The 16661-nt window shown below is 74.1% G+C and carries 16 protein-coding genes; 8 read left to right on the plus strand and 8 right to left on the minus strand.

Annotation, left to right across the window (positions count from 1 at the left end; translation table 11 throughout):
- Positions 1-209: 209 nt before the first annotated feature.
- The 8 genes from ccsB (G5C62_RS18755) to G5C62_RS18790 form a co-directional block, all read right to left on the minus strand.
- Complete coding sequence (ccsB, locus tag G5C62_RS18755; RefSeq protein WP_164702226.1) at positions 210-1193, minus strand: c-type cytochrome biogenesis protein CcsB; 984 nt, start codon at positions 1191-1193, stop codon at positions 210-212.
- Positions 1190-2842, minus strand: a complete 1653-nt coding sequence (locus G5C62_RS18760) for a cytochrome c biogenesis protein ResB (RefSeq protein ID WP_164702227.1) — start codon at positions 2840-2842, stop codon at positions 1190-1192. The genes ccsB (G5C62_RS18755) and G5C62_RS18760 overlap by 4 nt, the downstream gene beginning before the upstream one ends.
- 73 nt (positions 2843-2915) lie before the next feature.
- On the minus strand, positions 2916-3785 hold the full coding sequence (locus tag G5C62_RS18765) for a cytochrome c biogenesis CcdA family protein (protein WP_164702228.1): 870 nt from the start codon (positions 3783-3785) through the stop codon (positions 2916-2918).
- 3 nt (positions 3786-3788) lie between these two features.
- On the minus strand, positions 3789-4364 hold the full coding sequence (locus tag G5C62_RS18770; protein WP_241175990.1) for a TlpA disulfide reductase family protein: 576 nt from the start codon (positions 4362-4364) through the stop codon (positions 3789-3791).
- Positions 4357-4965, minus strand: coding sequence for a histidine phosphatase family protein (locus G5C62_RS18775; protein ID WP_164702231.1), 609 nt, complete (start codon positions 4963-4965; stop codon positions 4357-4359). The genes G5C62_RS18770 and G5C62_RS18775 overlap by 8 nt, the downstream gene beginning before the upstream one ends.
- 23 nt (positions 4966-4988) lie before the next feature.
- Positions 4989-6353: a glutamate-1-semialdehyde 2,1-aminomutase gene (hemL, locus tag G5C62_RS18780; protein WP_036333146.1), complete on the minus strand. Its 1365-nt coding sequence runs from the start codon at positions 6351-6353 to the stop codon at positions 4989-4991.
- Between the two features lie 148 nt (positions 6354-6501).
- On the minus strand, positions 6502-7500 hold the full coding sequence (gene hemB / locus G5C62_RS18785; protein ID WP_164702230.1) for a porphobilinogen synthase: 999 nt from the start codon (positions 7498-7500) through the stop codon (positions 6502-6504).
- Positions 7497-8165: a uroporphyrinogen-III synthase gene (locus G5C62_RS18790; protein WP_241175992.1), complete on the minus strand. Its 669-nt coding sequence runs from the start codon at positions 8163-8165 to the stop codon at positions 7497-7499. Before G5C62_RS18790 ends, hemB (G5C62_RS18785) begins: the two co-directional genes overlap by 4 nt.
- On the opposite strand from G5C62_RS18790, the gene G5C62_RS18795 reads away from it, so the two are divergent.
- From G5C62_RS18795 to ccsB (G5C62_RS18830), 8 genes are all read left to right on the plus strand, one after another.
- Positions 8149-9165 (plus strand): uroporphyrinogen-III synthase, encoded by a 1017-nt coding sequence (locus G5C62_RS18795; RefSeq protein WP_241175993.1) that lies wholly within the window; start codon positions 8149-8151, stop codon positions 9163-9165. The two genes, G5C62_RS18790 and G5C62_RS18795, sit on opposite strands and share 17 nt — an antisense overlap.
- Positions 9162-10160: a porphobilinogen synthase gene (gene hemB / locus G5C62_RS18800; protein WP_164702230.1), complete on the plus strand. Its 999-nt coding sequence runs from the start codon at positions 9162-9164 to the stop codon at positions 10158-10160. The genes G5C62_RS18795 and hemB (G5C62_RS18800) overlap by 4 nt, the downstream gene beginning before the upstream one ends.
- Positions 10161-10308: 148 nt before the next feature.
- The gene (gene hemL, locus G5C62_RS18805) at positions 10309-11673 is read left to right on the plus strand and encodes a glutamate-1-semialdehyde 2,1-aminomutase (RefSeq protein ID WP_036333146.1); all 1365 of its coding nucleotides are present in this window, start codon (positions 10309-10311) and stop codon (positions 11671-11673) included.
- Positions 11674-11696: 23 nt separating this feature from the next.
- The gene (locus G5C62_RS18810; protein ID WP_164702231.1) at positions 11697-12305 is read left to right on the plus strand and encodes a histidine phosphatase family protein; all 609 of its coding nucleotides are present in this window, start codon (positions 11697-11699) and stop codon (positions 12303-12305) included.
- Positions 12298-12873 carry a TlpA disulfide reductase family protein gene (locus G5C62_RS18815; RefSeq protein ID WP_241175990.1) on the plus strand — a complete coding sequence of 192 codons (576 nt, stop codon included), beginning with the start codon at positions 12298-12300 and terminating at the stop codon, positions 12871-12873. Before G5C62_RS18810 ends, G5C62_RS18815 begins: the two co-directional genes overlap by 8 nt.
- A gap of 3 nt (positions 12874-12876) precedes the next feature.
- A complete protein-coding gene (locus G5C62_RS18820) occupies positions 12877-13746 on the plus strand; it encodes a cytochrome c biogenesis CcdA family protein (RefSeq protein WP_164702228.1) in 870 nt (289 codons plus the stop codon).
- Positions 13747-13819: 73 nt separating this feature from the next.
- On the plus strand, positions 13820-15472 hold the full coding sequence (locus tag G5C62_RS18825; protein ID WP_164702227.1) for a cytochrome c biogenesis protein ResB: 1653 nt from the start codon (positions 13820-13822) through the stop codon (positions 15470-15472).
- A complete protein-coding gene (gene ccsB / locus G5C62_RS18830) occupies positions 15469-16452 on the plus strand; it encodes a c-type cytochrome biogenesis protein CcsB (protein WP_164702226.1) in 984 nt (327 codons plus the stop codon). The genes G5C62_RS18825 and ccsB (G5C62_RS18830) overlap by 4 nt, the downstream gene beginning before the upstream one ends.
- Positions 16453-16661: the final 209 nt, after the last annotated feature.

Below are 16661 nucleotides of genomic sequence, written 5' to 3' on the forward strand. Positions count from 1 at the left end.
CGTCGTCCGCTGCCGCAGCGCGGCCGCGACGATCGGGTCGACGCGGGCACCGTTCCCCGCCGAGTGCCTACCCACGGTGAACTCGACCGCGCTCAGTCATGCGGTCAGGATGACACGGTGCGCGCCCTGGGGCGCACCTTCCCGGGAGTCGCGCGATCCTGTTCCACCCGATCGTGACGGTGGGTGACCGGCCTGAGAACCCGGAGGCCTCAGACGCCGCCGTAGCTGTGCAGGCCGGTCGACACCAGGTTGACGAACAGCAGGTTGAAGATCATCACCACGAGGCCGACGATGTTGATCCACGCCGAGGGGCGCCCCCGCCAACCGGCCGTGGTGCGGGCGTGCAGGTAGGCCGCGTAGACGATCCAGGCGATGAACGCCCAGGTCTCCTTCGGGTCCCAGCCCCAGAACCGGCCCCAGGCGCTCTCCGCCCAGATCGCCCCGGCGATGACCGCGAAGGTCCAGATGGGGAAGCCGAAGACGGCGGTGCGGTGGGCCGTGCGGTCCAGCGCGGCGGCCGTGGGCAGCCGGTCCAGCAGCGACGGGGCAGCGGGTGCACCCGTGGCGGCACCGGCGGCCACCGTCGCGTCCCGCCGGCTGCGCACCAGGTAGAGCGCGCTGGCGATGCCGCTGACGAAGAAGATGCCGAACCCGATGGTGGCGGTGCTCACGTGGATCGCCAGCCAGCTGGACCGCAGGGCGGCCACCAGCGGGCCGGCCTCGGCGTACAGGAACAGCCCGATCAGCACCATCGACAGCACCACGGGCGCCAGCAGGAAGACGCCGATGTGCCGCAGCGACGGCGCCCGCACGGCGAGCACCAGGTAGGCCACGACCGCGACCAGGACCACCGCGGTGGCGAACTCGTACATGTTGCCCCAGGGCAACCGGTCGGTGGCCATGCCCCGCGCCACCAGCACCCCGGTGTGGGCGACCGCGCCGAGGCCGGTCAGCACCATCGCGACCAGGCCCAGCCGGCGGGCCCGCGCCGGCTCGACCGGCTCGCCGGCGGCCCGGACGTCGACCGGCGGCTGGGCGGGGACGCCCCCGGCGGCGACCAGGTGCTCGCTGCGCCCGCGGACGGACCGGCCGAAGGCCAGCTCGGCGCAGAAGGCGACCACGGCCAGGGAGTACAGGCCGACGCTGATCGAGAACAGGGTGTCGGACAGTGCGGCCAACGACTCGTCGATCACGACGGCGGTGCCTCCTCATCGGGTGCCGGCCCGTGTCCACGGGCCGCTGGGGTGCTCACCGGGGCGTCGGCGCGGGCGGCCAGGGCTGCCTGCACGTCCTCGGTGAGCGAGGTGAAGCGGGGACCGGTGTCAGCGCTGCCGCGGGTCAGCGAGCCGATCGACAGCACGGTACCCCCGCCGTCCGGGGCGGGGTCGGAGCGGGCGAACACCCGCTCCCGGCGCACCAGCAGCATGCCCAGCAGGCCCACCAGGACGGCGATCGACGCCCCGAGCACCCACACCTGGCCGGGGTCGTGCGACACCTGCAGCGCCGCGAACTCCTTCAGGCCGCTGAAGGTGACGACGGTGCCGTCGGGCAGGGTGGTCGACTCCCCCACGGCGAGGTTCGTCCGGGCCACCCGGTTCAGCAGTCCCCGGTCGATCTGGTCCCGGTCCAGCGCGTAGACCGACTGCGGCAGGCCGGAGTCCAGCCCCAGGTAGCCGGTGTAGACGTCGATGCCGACCTTCGGGTCCAGCGGCCGCGGGCTGATCGAGGTCAGGAAGCCTGCCTCCAGCACACCGGTCGGGGCGAGGAAGCCCTCGATCGCCAGCTGCTCGGTCGAGCCGGCACCCAGGTCGGGCACCTTCAGCACGCCCTGGCTGAGCATCGTCCCCAGGTCGGCGGGGAGGAACGGCGCGGAGAGGTCGGTGAACGTCTGGCCGTCCGGCCGGGTGATGCTGAAGACGGGGCTGAAGCCGTGCCCGGTGACGTAGACCCGGTCGCCGCCCACCCGCAGCGGGTCGTTGACCCCGATGGTGGTGCCCACCGGGTCGGCGCCGTCCAGCTCCCAGCTGATGTCCGCGGTGTACGAGGCGGCGGTGAGGTTCTCCTCGTACTCCGCCTCGAAGTCCTCGAGGTCCACGCACAGCCGCGAGAGGTCCTCACCGTCGACCAGCGGCCCGGACCGGTGGGTGTCGTACTGCTGGAACGCGTTGCAGAAGCCCTGGCCCTCGGTCACCAGGATGCTGCCCTCGTAGCCCCAGAGCTTCCCGCCGGCCAGGCCGAGCAGCAGCGCCAGCAGCGAGAGGTGGAACAGCACGTTGCCGGTCTCCCGGAGGTAGCCCTTCTCCGCGGAGACCTCCGGACCGGACCGGCCCTCCCGGCGGACGACGCGGAACCGGCGGACCCGCAGCTCCTCCTCCACCACGTCCAGCGCGGCCGGGCCGGCCAGTGAGGTGGTCAGTGCCGCCGACTCCGGCAGCCGCTGCAGGTGCCGGGGTGCCGTCGGCGGCGGGGTGAAGAGCGCCCGGCCGTGCTCGATCGCCCGGGGCACGACGCAGCCGATCAGCGAGATGAACAGCAGCAGGTAGATCGCCGCGAACCAGGGCGAGCTGAAGACGTCGAACAGGTACAGCCGGTCCAGCCAGGGTCCGAGCGTGGGGTACTCGGCCAGGTAGCCGGCCACGTCGCTCTGCGACAGCGACCGCTGCGGCAGCAGCGACCCCGGGATCGCCGCGACGGCCAGCAGGAACAGCAGGATCAGCGCCGTGCGCATCGCGGTGAGCTGCCGCCACCAGCGCAGCAGCCGGCCCGCCACCCGGCGGCCGGGCGAGGGCGGGGACGGCGGGCTGGCCGGTGCGGCCGGGCGCGGCGGGGCGGTGGCGGTCACCGGGCCTCCTCGCTGGCGCTCGTCGCCCCGGCGACAGGGCGTGCTGTGCTCATCGGTGATCTCGCGAGCTCGGTCACAGCGGCGCCGACTCGGCCAGACCGGTGGCGGCCAGCCAGCCGCGCAGCCAGATCATCAGCTCGGTCCACGCCCCGGTGACCAGCATCAGCCCGACGCCGATCAGCACGACCCCACCGATCCGGGTGACCGTGCGGGCGTTGCGGCGCAGGAACGACATGGCGCCCACGGCCCAGCGGGCGCCCAGCGCCACGAGCACGAACGGCACGCCGAGCCCCAGGCAGTAGGCAAGCCCCAGGAACGCGCCCCGCCCGACGGTCGCCTCGCTGAAGGCCAGGCTCTGCACGGCCTGCAGGGTCGGGCCCAGGCACGGGGTCCAGCCCAGGCCGAAGACCACGCCCAGCAGCGGGGCGCCGGCCAGGCCGACGGCGGGGCGGGCGGAGATCCGGGCGGTGCGCTGCAGGAACGGCAGCCAGCCGAGGAAGCCGAGCCCCACCACGATGGTGACCAGGCCCATCACCCGGGTGATCACGTCGTTGTACTCGAGCAGCAGCCGGCCCAGCCCGCCCACGGCGCTGCTGATCGCCACGAAGACCACCGTGAAGCCGAGCACGAACAACACCGAGCCCAGCACCATCCGGCCGCGTGAGGCCCGCTCGTCGACCGGTCCGACGGCGGTGGCCACCGAGGCGCCGCCGGTGAGGGGCTGGGTCCCCGACACGGCACCGGCCGACGTCGGGACCGGAGCCGGGACCGGAGCCGCCGTCCGCGGGGCGCTGCCCACCAGACCGGTGACGTAGGAGAGGTAGCCGGGGACCAGCGGCAGCACGCAGGGCGAGGCGAAGCTGATCAGCCCGGCCAGCGCGGCCACCGCGGCGGCGACCAGCAGCGGCCCGTCGCCGATCAGCTCCCTGATGGCCTCCACCACGGCTCAGGCCTCCCCGGTCAGCTGCGCGATCACCGTGCGCAGGTCGTCCTGGCGCACAGCACCGGTGTACACCGCTGCGACGCGACCTTCACGGTCCAGCACGATCGTCGAGGGGATCGCGGCGGCCGGGTAGTCGCGGAAGGCCAGCGCCACCTCACCGCGGGGGTCGAACAGCGAGGGGAAGGTGATCCCCTTGCTCTCCAGGAAGGCGTTGGCCAGCTGTTCGGTGTCCTTGACGTTCAGGCCGAGGAACTGGACGCCGTCGTCCCGGACCTCGGTGTAGACCTCCTGGAACTCGGGGCTCTCCACCCGGCAGGGCGCGCACCACGAGCCCCAGAAGTTGAGCACCGCGACGTCCCCGGCCAGCTGGCCGGAGTCGAACTCCCCGCCGTCGAGCAGCGTGCCGGAGAAGTCCGGGGCGGTGGCCCGCTCCCCCTCGGGGATGACCTCGCCGTACGGCGTGGCCGCCTCGAAGCGGAACTCACCGCCGTTGGTCACGTCCACTGGTTCGTCGCCGGTGCTGCAGCCCGCGGTGAGCACCGCGGCCACCGCCAGCGCCGCCGCCAGTCGGCTATGCACCGGGCACCGCATCGGGGTCGGTGGCCCCGGCCGGCTCGGCGTAATCCAGCCGCACCAGCCGGTCGCCGTCGTAGGTGAGCGAGGTGACGCTGGCCAGCCCGCACTCCCGGCGCCGCGGGTCGTGCAGGTAACGACGGCCCTCCAGGTGCAGCCGCACCGTCCAGACCGGCAGCTGGTGGCTCACGCAGACGGCGGCGTGCCCGCGGGCGGCGTCCCGGGCCGTGTCGATCGCACCGAGCATCCGCGCGGCGATCTCCCGGTACGGCTCGCCCCACGACGGCGTCCACGGGTTGCGCAGCCGCCACCAGTTGCCCGGGTGCCGCATCGCCCCGTCACCGACGCCGAAGGTCTTGCCCTCGAAGGAGTTGCCGGCCTCGATCAGCCGCTCGTCCGTGGCGATCTCCAGCCCCAGCGTGTCGGCGATCGGGCGCGCGGTCTGCTGCGCACGCTCCAGCGGGCTGGCCACCAGGTGGGTGACGTCGCGGTCGGCGAACCAGGCGGCCGCGGTGCGGGCCATGCCCTCGCCGGCCTCGCTCAGCCGGTAGCCGGGGAGTCGCCCGTAGAGCACGCCGGCCGGGTTGTGCACCTCGCCGTGCCGCATCAGGTGGACGACGGTCGTCTCGCTCACGGCTGCAGCTCCAGGGTGTCCTTCGCCTCGGGCGAGGCGGGGCCGCCGGCAGCGGCCGCGGCGGCCGACGCAGCGGCGGGCAACGCGGCCAGCACGTGGTCGAGCGCCTCGTCGTCCAGGGCGGCGCTGACGAACCACGCCTCGAACGCGGAGGGCGGCAGGTAGACGCCGCGGGCGAGCATGGCGTGGAAGAAGGCGGTGTGCGCGGCGACGTCCTGGCTGCGGGCGTCGTCGTAGTCGCGCACCTGGCGCTCGTCCGGGACGAAGAACACCGAGAACATCGAGCCGGCCTGCTGCACCCGGTGCGGCACCCCGGCGGCGAAGAGCGCCGCGCTGGCGGCACCCCGCAGCAGGGCGGCGACGGAGTCACACCGCTCGTAGACCTCGTCGGTGCACAGCCGCAGCGTGGTCAGCCCGGCCGCCACCGCCACCGGGTTCCCGGCCAGCGTGCCCGCCTGGTAGACCGGCCCGGACGGGGCGAGCTGGTCCATCACGTCGGCGCGGCCACCGAACGCCGCGGCCGGCATGCCCCCGCCCATGACCTTGCCGAAGGTGAACAGGTCGGCGTCCACCGGGTCCAGGCCGTACCAGCCGGCGCCAGAGACCCGGAACCCGGTCATCACCTCGTCGACCAGCAGCAGCGCCCCGGAGGCCGCGGTGATCCGGCGCAGGTGGCCGTTGAACCCGTCCAGCGGCGGGACGACGCCCATGTTCCCGGCGGCCGCCTCGGTGACGACACAGGCGATCTGGTCGCCGCGCTCGGCGAAGACCGCCTCGACCGCGGCGACGTCGTTGTAGGGCAGCACGATCGTGTCGGCCGCCGCGCCCGTGGTCACGCCTGGGGTGTCGGGGAGGCCGAGGGTGGCGACGCCGGACCCGGCCGAGGCCAGCAGCGCGTCGACGTGGCCGTGGTAGCAGCCGGCGAACTTCACGATCAGCGGCCGGCCGGTGTACCCGCGGGCCAGTCGCACCGCGGAGAGGACCGCCTCCGTGCCGGAGTTGACCAGCCGCACCCGCTCGACCGGGGCGACCCGGGAGACGATCTCCTCGGCCAGTTCTGCCTCACCGGCCGTGGGGGTGCCGAAGGTGAAGCCGCGGCGGGCCGCCTCGGTGACGGCGGCGACGACCTCCGGGTGGGCGTGCCCCAGGATCATCGGGCCCCAGGAGGCCACCAGGTCCACGTAGCGGCGGCCGTCGACGTCGGTCAGCCAGGGGCCCGAGCCCGAGGCCATGAACCGCGGGGTGCCCCCGACGGCCCGGAAGGCGCGCACCGGGGAGTTCACCCCGCCGGGCGTCACCCGACCCGCCCGCTCGAACAGCTCTGCCGACACCGGGGCCTCGTACGGGTAGGGCTCAGTCACGGTCCCACTCTCCCAGGTTCGTCTGTGTGCACGGATCCGGTGATGGAACGGCCGCCTTCGAGCGGCCCACGCGAAGCCCTGAGGCCCCCTTGCAGGGTCCCGCCGCGAGCTTGCGAGTGGCGGGGGGCAAGGGGGTCCTTCTGCTTCCTCAGCGCAGCCAGCGGGCGGCCTCGACCGCCCAGTAGGTCAGCACCGAGCCCGCACCGGCCCGCCGGATCGAGGTCAGCGTCTCCAGGACAGCCCGCTCGCGGTCGACCCAGCCGTTGGCGGCGGCCGCTTCGACCATCGCGTACTCGCCGCTGACCTGGTAGGCGGCCACCGGGACGTCGACGGCGTCGGCCACCCGGGCGATGATGTCCAGGTAGGGCCCGGCCGGCTTGACCATCACCGCGTCCGCGCCCTCGGCGAGGTCCTGCGCCACCTCGCGCAGCGCCTCGTCGGTGTTCGGCGGGTCCATCTGGTAGGTCGAGCGGTCACCGAACTGCGGCGCTCCCTCGGCCGCCTCGCGGAAGGGCCCGTAGAACCCGGAGGCGTACTTGGCGGCGTAGGCCAGGATCGGCGTCTCGGTGTACGCGGCGCTGTCCAGCCCGGCGCGGATCGCCGCGACCTGGCCGTCCATCATCCCGCTCGGGGCGATCACGTGCGCCCCGGCCTGGGCCTGGGCGATCGCGACGGCGGCGTACCGGTCGAGCGTCGGGTCGTTGTCGACCACGCCCGCCGGGGTGACCACGCCGCAGTGCCCGTGGTCGGTGTACTCGCACAGGCACAGGTCGGCCATCAGCACGAGCTCGTCGCCGAGGTCGGCGCGCAGCTGCTGCAGCGCCGCGTTGACCACGCCGTCGGCGGCGTCGGCCTGCGAGCCGACGGCGTCCTTGTCCGCCGGGATGCCGAACAGCATCAGCCCGCTGATCCCGGCCTCGGCCGCCTCGGCGGCGGCCTTCCGCAGCGACTCGGGGGTGTGCTGGACGACGCCGGGCATGGAGCTGATCGGCACCGGCTCGGCGATGCCCTCCTTGACGAAGACGGGCAGCACCAGGTCGGCCGGGGACAGCCGGGTCTGCGCCGTCCACCGGCGCATGGCCGGGGTCGAGCGCAGCCGACGACCCCGGGCGAACCCGGGGTTCGCGCCGCCCTGGCGGGAGGTCACTTGGACTCCCCGGCCTCCGCCTCGGCCCGGCGGGCCTGGGCGAACTCGGCGAGCGCGTCGACCAGCGGGCCGACGGCCGCGGTCTCCGGCTGCACGTCCACCCGCAGGCCGAACTCGGTGGCACTGGCCGCGGTGGCCGGGCCGATCACCGAGACGACGGTGCGGGCGTGCGGCTTGCCCGCGATGCCGACCAGGTTCCGCACGGTCGAGGACGAGGTGAAGCAGACGGCGTCGAAGCCGCCGCCCTTGATCGCCTCGCGCACCGCGGCCGGCGGCGGCGCCGCCCGCACGGTGCGGTAGGCGGTGACGTCGTCGATCTCCCAGCCGCGCTCCTTGAGCCCGGCCGCGAGGGTCTCGGTGGCGATGTCGGCCCGGGGCAGCAGCACCCGGTCGATCGGGTCGAAGACGTCGTCGTACGGCGGGAAGTCGGCCAGCAGGCCCTCGCTGGACTGGTCGCCGCTGGGCACCAGCTCGGGCACGATGCCGAACTCGCGCACCGCGTCGGCGGTCTGCTGCCCGACGCAGGCGACCTTGACCCCGGCGAAGGCGCGGGCGTCCAGGCCGAGCTCGGTGAACTTCTCGCGGACGGCGCGCACCGCGTTGGTCGAGGTGAACACGATCCAGCCGTAGCGGCCGGTGACCAGGCCCTTGACCGCGCGGTCCATCTGCGCGGGGCTGCGGGGCGGCTCGACGGCGATCGTCGGCACCTCCACCGGGACGGCGCAGAAGAGCATCGCCGCCAAGCTCACCGCCGTCGCCGAGAAGTCCGCCGGGCTGGACAGCCTGGCCGGGCCGGTCGTGGTCACCGTCGGTGCCGTGGTCGACAAGCGCGCCAAGCTCTCCTGGTGGGAGAGCCGCCCGCTGTTCGGCTGGCGGGTGCTGGTGCCGCGCACCAAGGAGCAGGCCGGCGACATGAGCGAGCGGCTGCGCGCCTACGGGGCCGTCCCGGTGGAGGTGCCGACGATCGCCGTCGAGCCGCCCCGCAGCCCCGCGCAGATGGACCGCGCGGTCAAGGGCCTGGTCACCGGCCGCTACGGCTGGATCGTGTTCACCTCGACCAACGCGGTGCGCGCCGTCCGCGAGAAGTTCACCGAGCTCGGCCTGGACGCCCGCGCCTTCGCCGGGGTCAAGGTCGCCTGCGTCGGGCAGCAGACCGCCGACGCGGTGCGCGAGTTCGGCATCGTGCCCGAGCTGGTGCCCAGCGGCGACCAGTCCAGCGAGGGCCTGCTGGCCGACTTCCCGCCGTACGACGACGTCTTCGACCCGATCGACCGGGTGCTGCTGCCCCGGGCCGACATCGCCACCGAGACCCTCGCGGCCGGGCTCAAGGAGCGCGGCTGGGAGATCGACGACGTCACCGCCTACCGCACCGTGCGGGCGGCGCCGCCGCCGGCCGCGGTGCGCGAGGCGATCAAGGGCGGCGGCTTCGACGCCGTCTGCTTCACCTCGTCCTCGACCGTGCGGAACCTGGTCGGCATCGCGGGCAAGCCGCACGCCCGCACCGTCGTCTCGGTGATCGGCCCGGCCACCGCGGCCAGTGCCACCGAGTTCGGCCTGCGGGTGGACGTGCAGCCGGAGACCGCGGCCGTCGGCCCGCTGGTCGACGCGCTCGCCGAGTTCGCCCAGGCCCGCCGGGCCGAGGCGGAGGCCGGGGAGTCCAAGTGACCTCCCGCCAGGGCGGCGCGAACCCCGGGTTCGCCCGGGGTCGTCGGCTGCGCTCGACCCCGGCCATGCGCCGGTGGACGGCGCAGACCCGGCTGTCCCCGGCCGACCTGGTGCTGCCCGTCTTCGTCAAGGAGGGCATCGCCGAGCCGGTGCCGATCAGCTCCATGCCCGGCGTCGTCCAGCACACCCCCGAGTCGCTGCGGAAGGCCGCCGCCGAGGCGGCCGAGGCCGGGATCAGCGGGCTGATGCTGTTCGGCATCCCGGCGGACAAGGACGCCGTCGGCTCGCAGGCCGACGCCGCCGACGGCGTGGTCAACGCGGCGCTGCAGCAGCTGCGCGCCGACCTCGGCGACGAGCTCGTGCTGATGGCCGACCTGTGCCTGTGCGAGTACACCGACCACGGGCACTGCGGCGTGGTCACCCCGGCGGGCGTGGTCGACAACGACCCGACGCTCGACCGGTACGCCGCCGTCGCGATCGCCCAGGCCCAGGCCGGGGCGCACGTGATCGCCCCGAGCGGGATGATGGACGGCCAGGTCGCGGCGATCCGCGCCGGGCTGGACAGCGCCGCGTACACCGAGACGCCGATCCTGGCCTACGCCGCCAAGTACGCCTCCGGGTTCTACGGGCCCTTCCGCGAGGCGGCCGAGGGAGCGCCGCAGTTCGGTGACCGCTCGACCTACCAGATGGACCCGCCGAACACCGACGAGGCGCTGCGCGAGGTGGCGCAGGACCTCGCCGAGGGCGCGGACGCGGTGATGGTCAAGCCGGCCGGGCCCTACCTGGACATCATCGCCCGGGTGGCCGACGCCGTCGACGTCCCGGTGGCCGCCTACCAGGTCAGCGGCGAGTACGCGATGGTCGAAGCGGCCGCCGCCAACGGCTGGGTCGACCGCGAGCGGGCTGTCCTGGAGACGCTGACCTCGATCCGGCGGGCCGGTGCGGGCTCGGTGCTGACCTACTGGGCGGTCGAGGCCGCCCGCTGGCTGCGCTGAGGAAGCAGAAGGACCCCCTTGCCCCCCGCCACTCGCAAGCTCGCGGCGGGACCCTGCAAGGGGGCCTCAGGGCTTCGCGTGGGCCGCTCGAAGGCGGCCGTTCCATCACCGGATCCGTGCACACAGACGAACCTGGGAGAGTGGGACCGTGACTGAGCCCTACCCGTACGAGGCCCCGGTGTCGGCAGAGCTGTTCGAGCGGGCGGGTCGGGTGACGCCCGGCGGGGTGAACTCCCCGGTGCGCGCCTTCCGGGCCGTCGGGGGCACCCCGCGGTTCATGGCCTCGGGCTCGGGCCCCTGGCTGACCGACGTCGACGGCCGCCGCTACGTGGACCTGGTGGCCTCCTGGGGCCCGATGATCCTGGGGCACGCCCACCCGGAGGTCGTCGCCGCCGTCACCGAGGCGGCCCGCCGCGGCTTCACCTTCGGCACCCCCACGGCCGGTGAGGCAGAACTGGCCGAGGAGATCGTCTCCCGGGTCGCCCCGGTCGAGCGGGTGCGGCTGGTCAACTCCGGCACGGAGGCGGTCCTCTCCGCGGTGCGACTGGCCCGCGGGTACACCGGCCGGCCGCTGATCGTGAAGTTCGCCGGCTGCTACCACGGCCACGTCGACGCGCTGCTGGCCTCGGCCGGGTCCGGCGTCGCCACCCTCGGCCTCCCCGACACCCCAGGCGTGACCACGGGCGCGGCGGCCGACACGATCGTGCTGCCCTACAACGACGTCGCCGCGGTCGAGGCGGTCTTCGCCGAGCGCGGCGACCAGATCGCCTGTGTCGTCACCGAGGCGGCCGCCGGGAACATGGGCGTCGTCCCGCCGCTGGACGGGTTCAACGGCCACCTGCGCCGGATCACCGCGGCCTCCGGGGCGCTGCTGCTGGTCGACGAGGTGATGACCGGGTTCCGGGTCTCTGGCGCCGGCTGGTACGGCCTGGACCCGGTGGACGCCGACCTGTTCACCTTCGGCAAGGTCATGGGCGGGGGCATGCCGGCCGCGGCGTTCGGTGGCCGCGCCGACGTGATGGACCAGCTCGCCCCGTCCGGGCCGGTCTACCAGGCGGGCACGCTGGCCGGGAACCCGGTGGCGGTGGCGGCCGGGCTGACCACGCTGCGGCTGTGCACCGACGAGGTCTACGAGCGGTGTGACTCCGTCGCCGCCCTGCTGCGGGGTGCCGCCAGCGCGGCGCTCTTCGCCGCCGGGGTGCCGCACCGGGTGCAGCAGGCCGGCTCGATGTTCTCGGTGTTCTTCGTCCCGGACGAGCGCCAGGTGCGCGACTACGACGACGCCCGCAGCCAGGACGTCGCCGCGCACACCGCCTTCTTCCACGCCATGCTCGCCCGCGGCGTCTACCTGCCGCCCTCCGCGTTCGAGGCGTGGTTCGTCAGCGCCGCCCTGGACGACGAGGCGCTCGACCACGTGCTGGCCGCGTTGCCCGCCGCTGCGTCGGCCGCCGCGGCCGCTGCCGGCGGCCCCGCCTCGCCCGAGGCGAAGGACACCCTGGAGCTGCAGCCGTGAGCGAGACGACCGTCGTCCACCTGATGCGGCACGGCGAGGTGCACAACCCGGCCGGCGTGCTCTACGGGCGACTCCCCGGCTACCGGCTGAGCGAGGCCGGCGAGGGCATGGCCCGCACCGCGGCCGCCTGGTTCGCCGACCGCGACGTCACCCACCTGGTGGCCAGCCCGCTGGAGCGTGCGCAGCAGACCGCGCGCCCGATCGCCGACACGCTGGGGCTGGAGATCGCCACGGACGAGCGGCTGATCGAGGCCGGCAACTCCTTCGAGGGCAAGACCTTCGGCGTCGGTGACGGGGCGATGCGGCACCCGGGCAACTGGTGGCGGCTGCGCAACCCGTGGACGCCGTCGTGGGGCGAGCCGTACCGGGAGATCGCCGCGCGGATGCTCGGTGCGATCGACACGGCCCGGGACGCCGCCCGCGGGCACGCCGCCGTCTGCGTGAGCCACCAGCTGCCGGTCTGGACGGTGCGGCTGCACCTGGAGGGCCGTCGTTACCTGCACGACCCGCGGCGCCGGGAGTGCGGGCTGGCCAGCGTCACCTCGCTCACCTACGACGGCGACCGGCTGGTGCGGCTGGATTACGCCGAGCCGGCCGGGGCCACCGACCCCGATGCGGTGCCCGGTGCATAGCCGACTGGCGGCGGCGCTGGCGGTGGCCGCGGTGCTCACCGCGGGCTGCAGCACCGGCGACGAACCAGTGGACGTGACCAACGGCGGTGAGTTCCGCTTCGAGGCGGCCACGCCGTACGGCGAGGTCATCCCCGAGGGGGAGCGGGCCACCGCCCCGGACTTCTCCGGCACGCTGCTCGACGGCGGGGAGTTCGACTCCGGCCAGCTGGCCGGGGACGTCGCGGTGCTCAACTTCTGGGGCTCGTGGTGCGCGCCCTGCCGGGTGGAGAGCCCCGAGTTCCAGGAGGTCTACACCGAGGTCCGGGACGACGGCGTCCAGTTCCTCGGCCTGAACGTCAAGGACACCGAACAGCTGGCCAACGCCTTCCTGGAGAGCAAGGGGATCACCTTCCCCTCGCTGTTCGACCCCCGCGGTGAGGTGGCGCTGGCCTTCCGCGACTACCCGGCCGCCGCGATCCCCTCGACGATCGTGCTGGACCGTGAAGGTCGCGTCGCAGCGGTGTACACCGGTGCTGTGCGCCAGGACGACCTGCGCACGGTGATCGCGCAGCTGACCGGGGAGGCCTGAGCCGTGGTGGAGGCCATCAGGGAGCTGATCGGCGACGGGCCGCTGCTGGTCGCCGCCGCGGTGGCCGCGCTGGCCGGGCTGATCAGCTTCGCCTCGCCCTGCGTGCTGCCGCTGGTCCCCGGCTACCTCTCCTACGTCACCGGTCTGGTGGGCAGCGCCCCGCGGACGGCGGCTCCGGTCCCGGCTCCGGTCCCGACGTCGGCCGGTGCCGTGTCGGGGACCCAGCCCCTCACCGGCGGCGCCTCGGTGGCCACCGCCGTCGGACCGGTCGACGAGCGGGCCTCACGCGGCCGGATGGTGCTGGGCTCGGTGTTGTTCGTGCTCGGCTTCACGGTGGTCTTCGTGGCGATCAGCAGCGCCGTGGGCGGGCTGGGCCGGCTGCTGCTCGAGTACAACGACGTGATCACCCGGGTGATGGGCCTGGTCACCATCGTGGTGGGGCTCGGCTTCCTCGGCTGGCTGCCGTTCCTGCAGCGCACCGCCCGGATCTCCGCCCGCCCCGCCGTCGGCCTGGCCGGCGCCCCGCTGCTGGGCGTGGTCTTCGGCCTGGGCTGGACCCCGTGCCTGGGCCCGACCCTGCAGGCCGTGCAGAGCCTGGCCTTCAGCGAGGCGACCGTCGGGCGGGGCGCGTTCCTGGGGCTTGCCTACTGCCTGGGGCTCGGCGTGCCGTTCGTGCTCGTGGCGCTGGGCGCCCGCTGGGCCGTGGGCGCCATGTCGTTCCTGCGCCGCAACGCCCGCACGGTCACCCGGATCGGTGGGGTCGTGCTGATCGGCGTCGGGCTGATGCTGGTCACCGGGGCGTGGACCGAGCTGATGATCTGGCTGCGCGGCTGGCTGGCCGCCACCGGTCTGGCCGAGTCGGCGCCGCTGTGACCGAGCTCGCGAGATCACCGATGAGCACAGCACGCCCTGTCGCCGGGGCGACGAGCGCCAGCGAGGAGGCCCGGTGACCGCCACCGCCCCGCCGCGCCCGGCCGCACCGGCCAGCCCGCCGTCCCCGCCCTCGCCCGGCCGCCGGGTGGCGGGCCGGCTGCTGCGCTGGTGGCGGCAGCTCACCGCGATGCGCACGGCGCTGATCCTGCTGTTCCTGCTGGCCGTCGCGGCGATCCCGGGGTCGCTGCTGCCGCAGCGGTCGCTGTCGCAGAGCGACGTGGCCGGCTACCTGGCCGAGTACCCCACGCTCGGACCCTGGCTGGACCGGCTGTACCTGTTCGACGTCTTCAGCTCGCCCTGGTTCGCGGCGATCTACCTGCTGCTGTTCATCTCGCTGATCGGCTGCGTCGTGCCCCGGGCGATCGAGCACGGCCGGGCGCTCTTCACCCCGCCGCCGACGGCACCCCGGCACCTGCAGCGGCTGCCGGAGTCGGCGGCACTGACCACCTCACTGGCCGGCCCGGCCGCGCTGGACGTGGTGGAGGAGGAGCTGCGGGTCCGCCGGTTCCGCGTCGTCCGCCGGGAGGGCCGGTCCGGTCCGGAGGTCTCCGCGGAGAAGGGCTACCTCCGGGAGACCGGCAACGTGCTGTTCCACCTCTCGCTGCTGGCGCTGCTGCTCGGCCTGGCCGGCGGGAAGCTCTGGGGCTACGAGGGCAGCATCCTGGTGACCGAGGGCCAGGGCTTCTGCAACGCGTTCCAGCAGTACGACACCCACCGGTCCGGGCCGCTGGTCGACGGTGAGGACCTCTCGCGGCTGTGCGTGGACCTCGAGGACTTCGAGGCGGAGTACGAGGAGAACCTCACCGCCGCCTCGTACACCGCGGACATCAGCTGGGAGCTGGACGGCGCCGACCCGGTGGGCACCACCATCGGGGTCAACGACCCGCTGCGGGTGGGCGGCGACCGGGTCTACGTCACCGGGCACGGCTTCAGCCCCGTCTTCAGCATCACCCGGCCGGACGGCCAGACGTTCACCGACCTCTCCGCGCCGTTCCTCCCCGCCGACCTGGGGACGATGCTCAGCCAGGGCGTGCTGAAGGTGCCCGACCTGGGTGCCGGCTCGACCGAGCAGCTGGCGATCGAGGGCTTCCTCGCCCCGACCGGTGTGCTGGAGGCAGGCTTCCTGACCTCGATCAGCCCGCGGCCGCTGGACCCGAAGGTCGGCATCGACGTCTACACCGGCTACCTGGGGCTGGACTCCGGCCTGCCGCAGTCGGTCTACGCGCTGGACCGGGACCAGATCGACCGGGGACTGCTGAACCGGGTGGCCCGGACGAACCTCGCCGTGGGGGAGTCGACCACCCTGCCCGACGGCACCGTCGTCACCTTCAGCGGCCTGAAGGAGTTCGCGGCGCTGCAGGTGTCGCACGACCCCGGCCAGGTGTGGGTGCTCGGGGCGTCGATCGCCGTCCTGGTGGGCCTGCTGGGCATGCTGCTGGTGCGCCGGGAGCGGGTGTTCGCCCGCTCCGACCCCGCCCCGGACGGCGGGGGTACCGTGCTGTCGATCGGCTCGCTGACCCGCGGCAGCGCTGACACCGGTCCCCGCTTCACCTCGCTCACCGAGGACGTGCAGGCAGCCCTGGCCGCCCGCGCCGACGCCCCGGTGAGCACCCCAGCGGCCCGTGGACACGGGCCGGCACCCGATGAGGAGGCACCGCCGTCGTGATCGACGAGTCGTTGGCCGCACTGTCCGACACCCTGTTCTCGATCAGCGTCGGCCTGTACTCCCTGGCCGTGGTCGCCTTCTGCGCCGAGCTGGCCTTCGGCCGGTCCGTCCGCGGGCGCAGCGAGCACCTGGTCGCCGCCGGGGGCGTCCCCGCCCAGCCGCCGGTCGACGTCCGGGCCGCCGGCGAGCCGGTCGAGCCGGCGCGGGCCCGCCGGCTGGGCCTGGTCGCGATGGTGCTGACCGGCCTCGGCGCGGTCGCCCACACCGGGGTGCTGGTGGCGCGGGGCATGGCCACCGACCGGTTGCCCTGGGGCAACATGTACGAGTTCGCCACCGCGGTGGTCCTGGTCGCGGTCGTGGCCTACCTGGTGCTCGCCGTGCGGGCGCCGTCGCTGCGGCACATCGGCGTCTTCCTGCTGGCGCCCGTGGTGCTGTCGATGGTGCTGATCGGGCTGTTCCTGTACGCCGAGGCCGGCCCGCTGGTGGCCGCCCTGCGGTCCAGCTGGCTGGCGATCCACGTGAGCACCGCCACCATCGGGTTCGGCATCTTCTTCGTCAGCGGCATCGCCAGCGCGCTCTACCTGGTGCGCAGCCGGCGGGACGCGACGGTGGCCGCCGGTGCCGCCACGGGTGCACCCGCTGCCCCGTCGCTGCTGGACCGGCTGCCCACGGCCGCCGCGCTGGACCGCACGGCCCACCGCACCGCCGTCTTCGGCTTCCCCATCTGGACCTTCGCGGTCATCGCCGGGGCGATCTGGGCGGAGAGCGCCTGGGGCCGGTTCTGGGGCTGGGACCCGAAGGAGACCTGGGCGTTCATCGCCTGGATCGTCTACGCGGCCTACCTGCACGCCCGCACCACGGCCGGTTGGCGGGGGCGCCCCTCGGCGTGGATCAACATCGTCGGCCTCGTGGTGATGATCTTCAACCTGCTGTTCGTCAACCTGGTGTCGACCGGCCTGCACAGCTACGGCGGCGTCTGAGGCCTCCGGGTTCTCAGGCCGGTCACCCACCGTCACGATCGGGTGGAACAGGATCGCGCGACTCCCGGGAAGGTGCGCCCCAGGGCGCGCACCGTGTCATCCTGACCGCATGACTGAGCGCGGTCGAGTTCACCGTGGGTAGGCACTCGGCGGGGAACGGTGCCCGCGTCGACCCGATCGTCGCGGCCGCGCTGCGGCAGCGGACGACG

The sequence above is a fragment of the Modestobacter sp. KNN46-3 genome (assembly GCF_011039295.1).

Coding starts and splice junctions, on each gene's coding strand:
- G5C62_RS18790 (WP_241175992.1), bottom strand. CDS start 8,165: ATGGACCGCGCGGTCAAGGGCCTGGTCACCGGCCGCTACGGCTGGATC.
- G5C62_RS18775 (WP_164702231.1), bottom strand. CDS start 4,965: ATGCGGCACGGCGAGGTGCACAACCCGGCCGGCGTGCTCTACGGGCGA.
- G5C62_RS18810 (WP_164702231.1), top strand. CDS start 11,697: ATGCGGCACGGCGAGGTGCACAACCCGGCCGGCGTGCTCTACGGGCGA.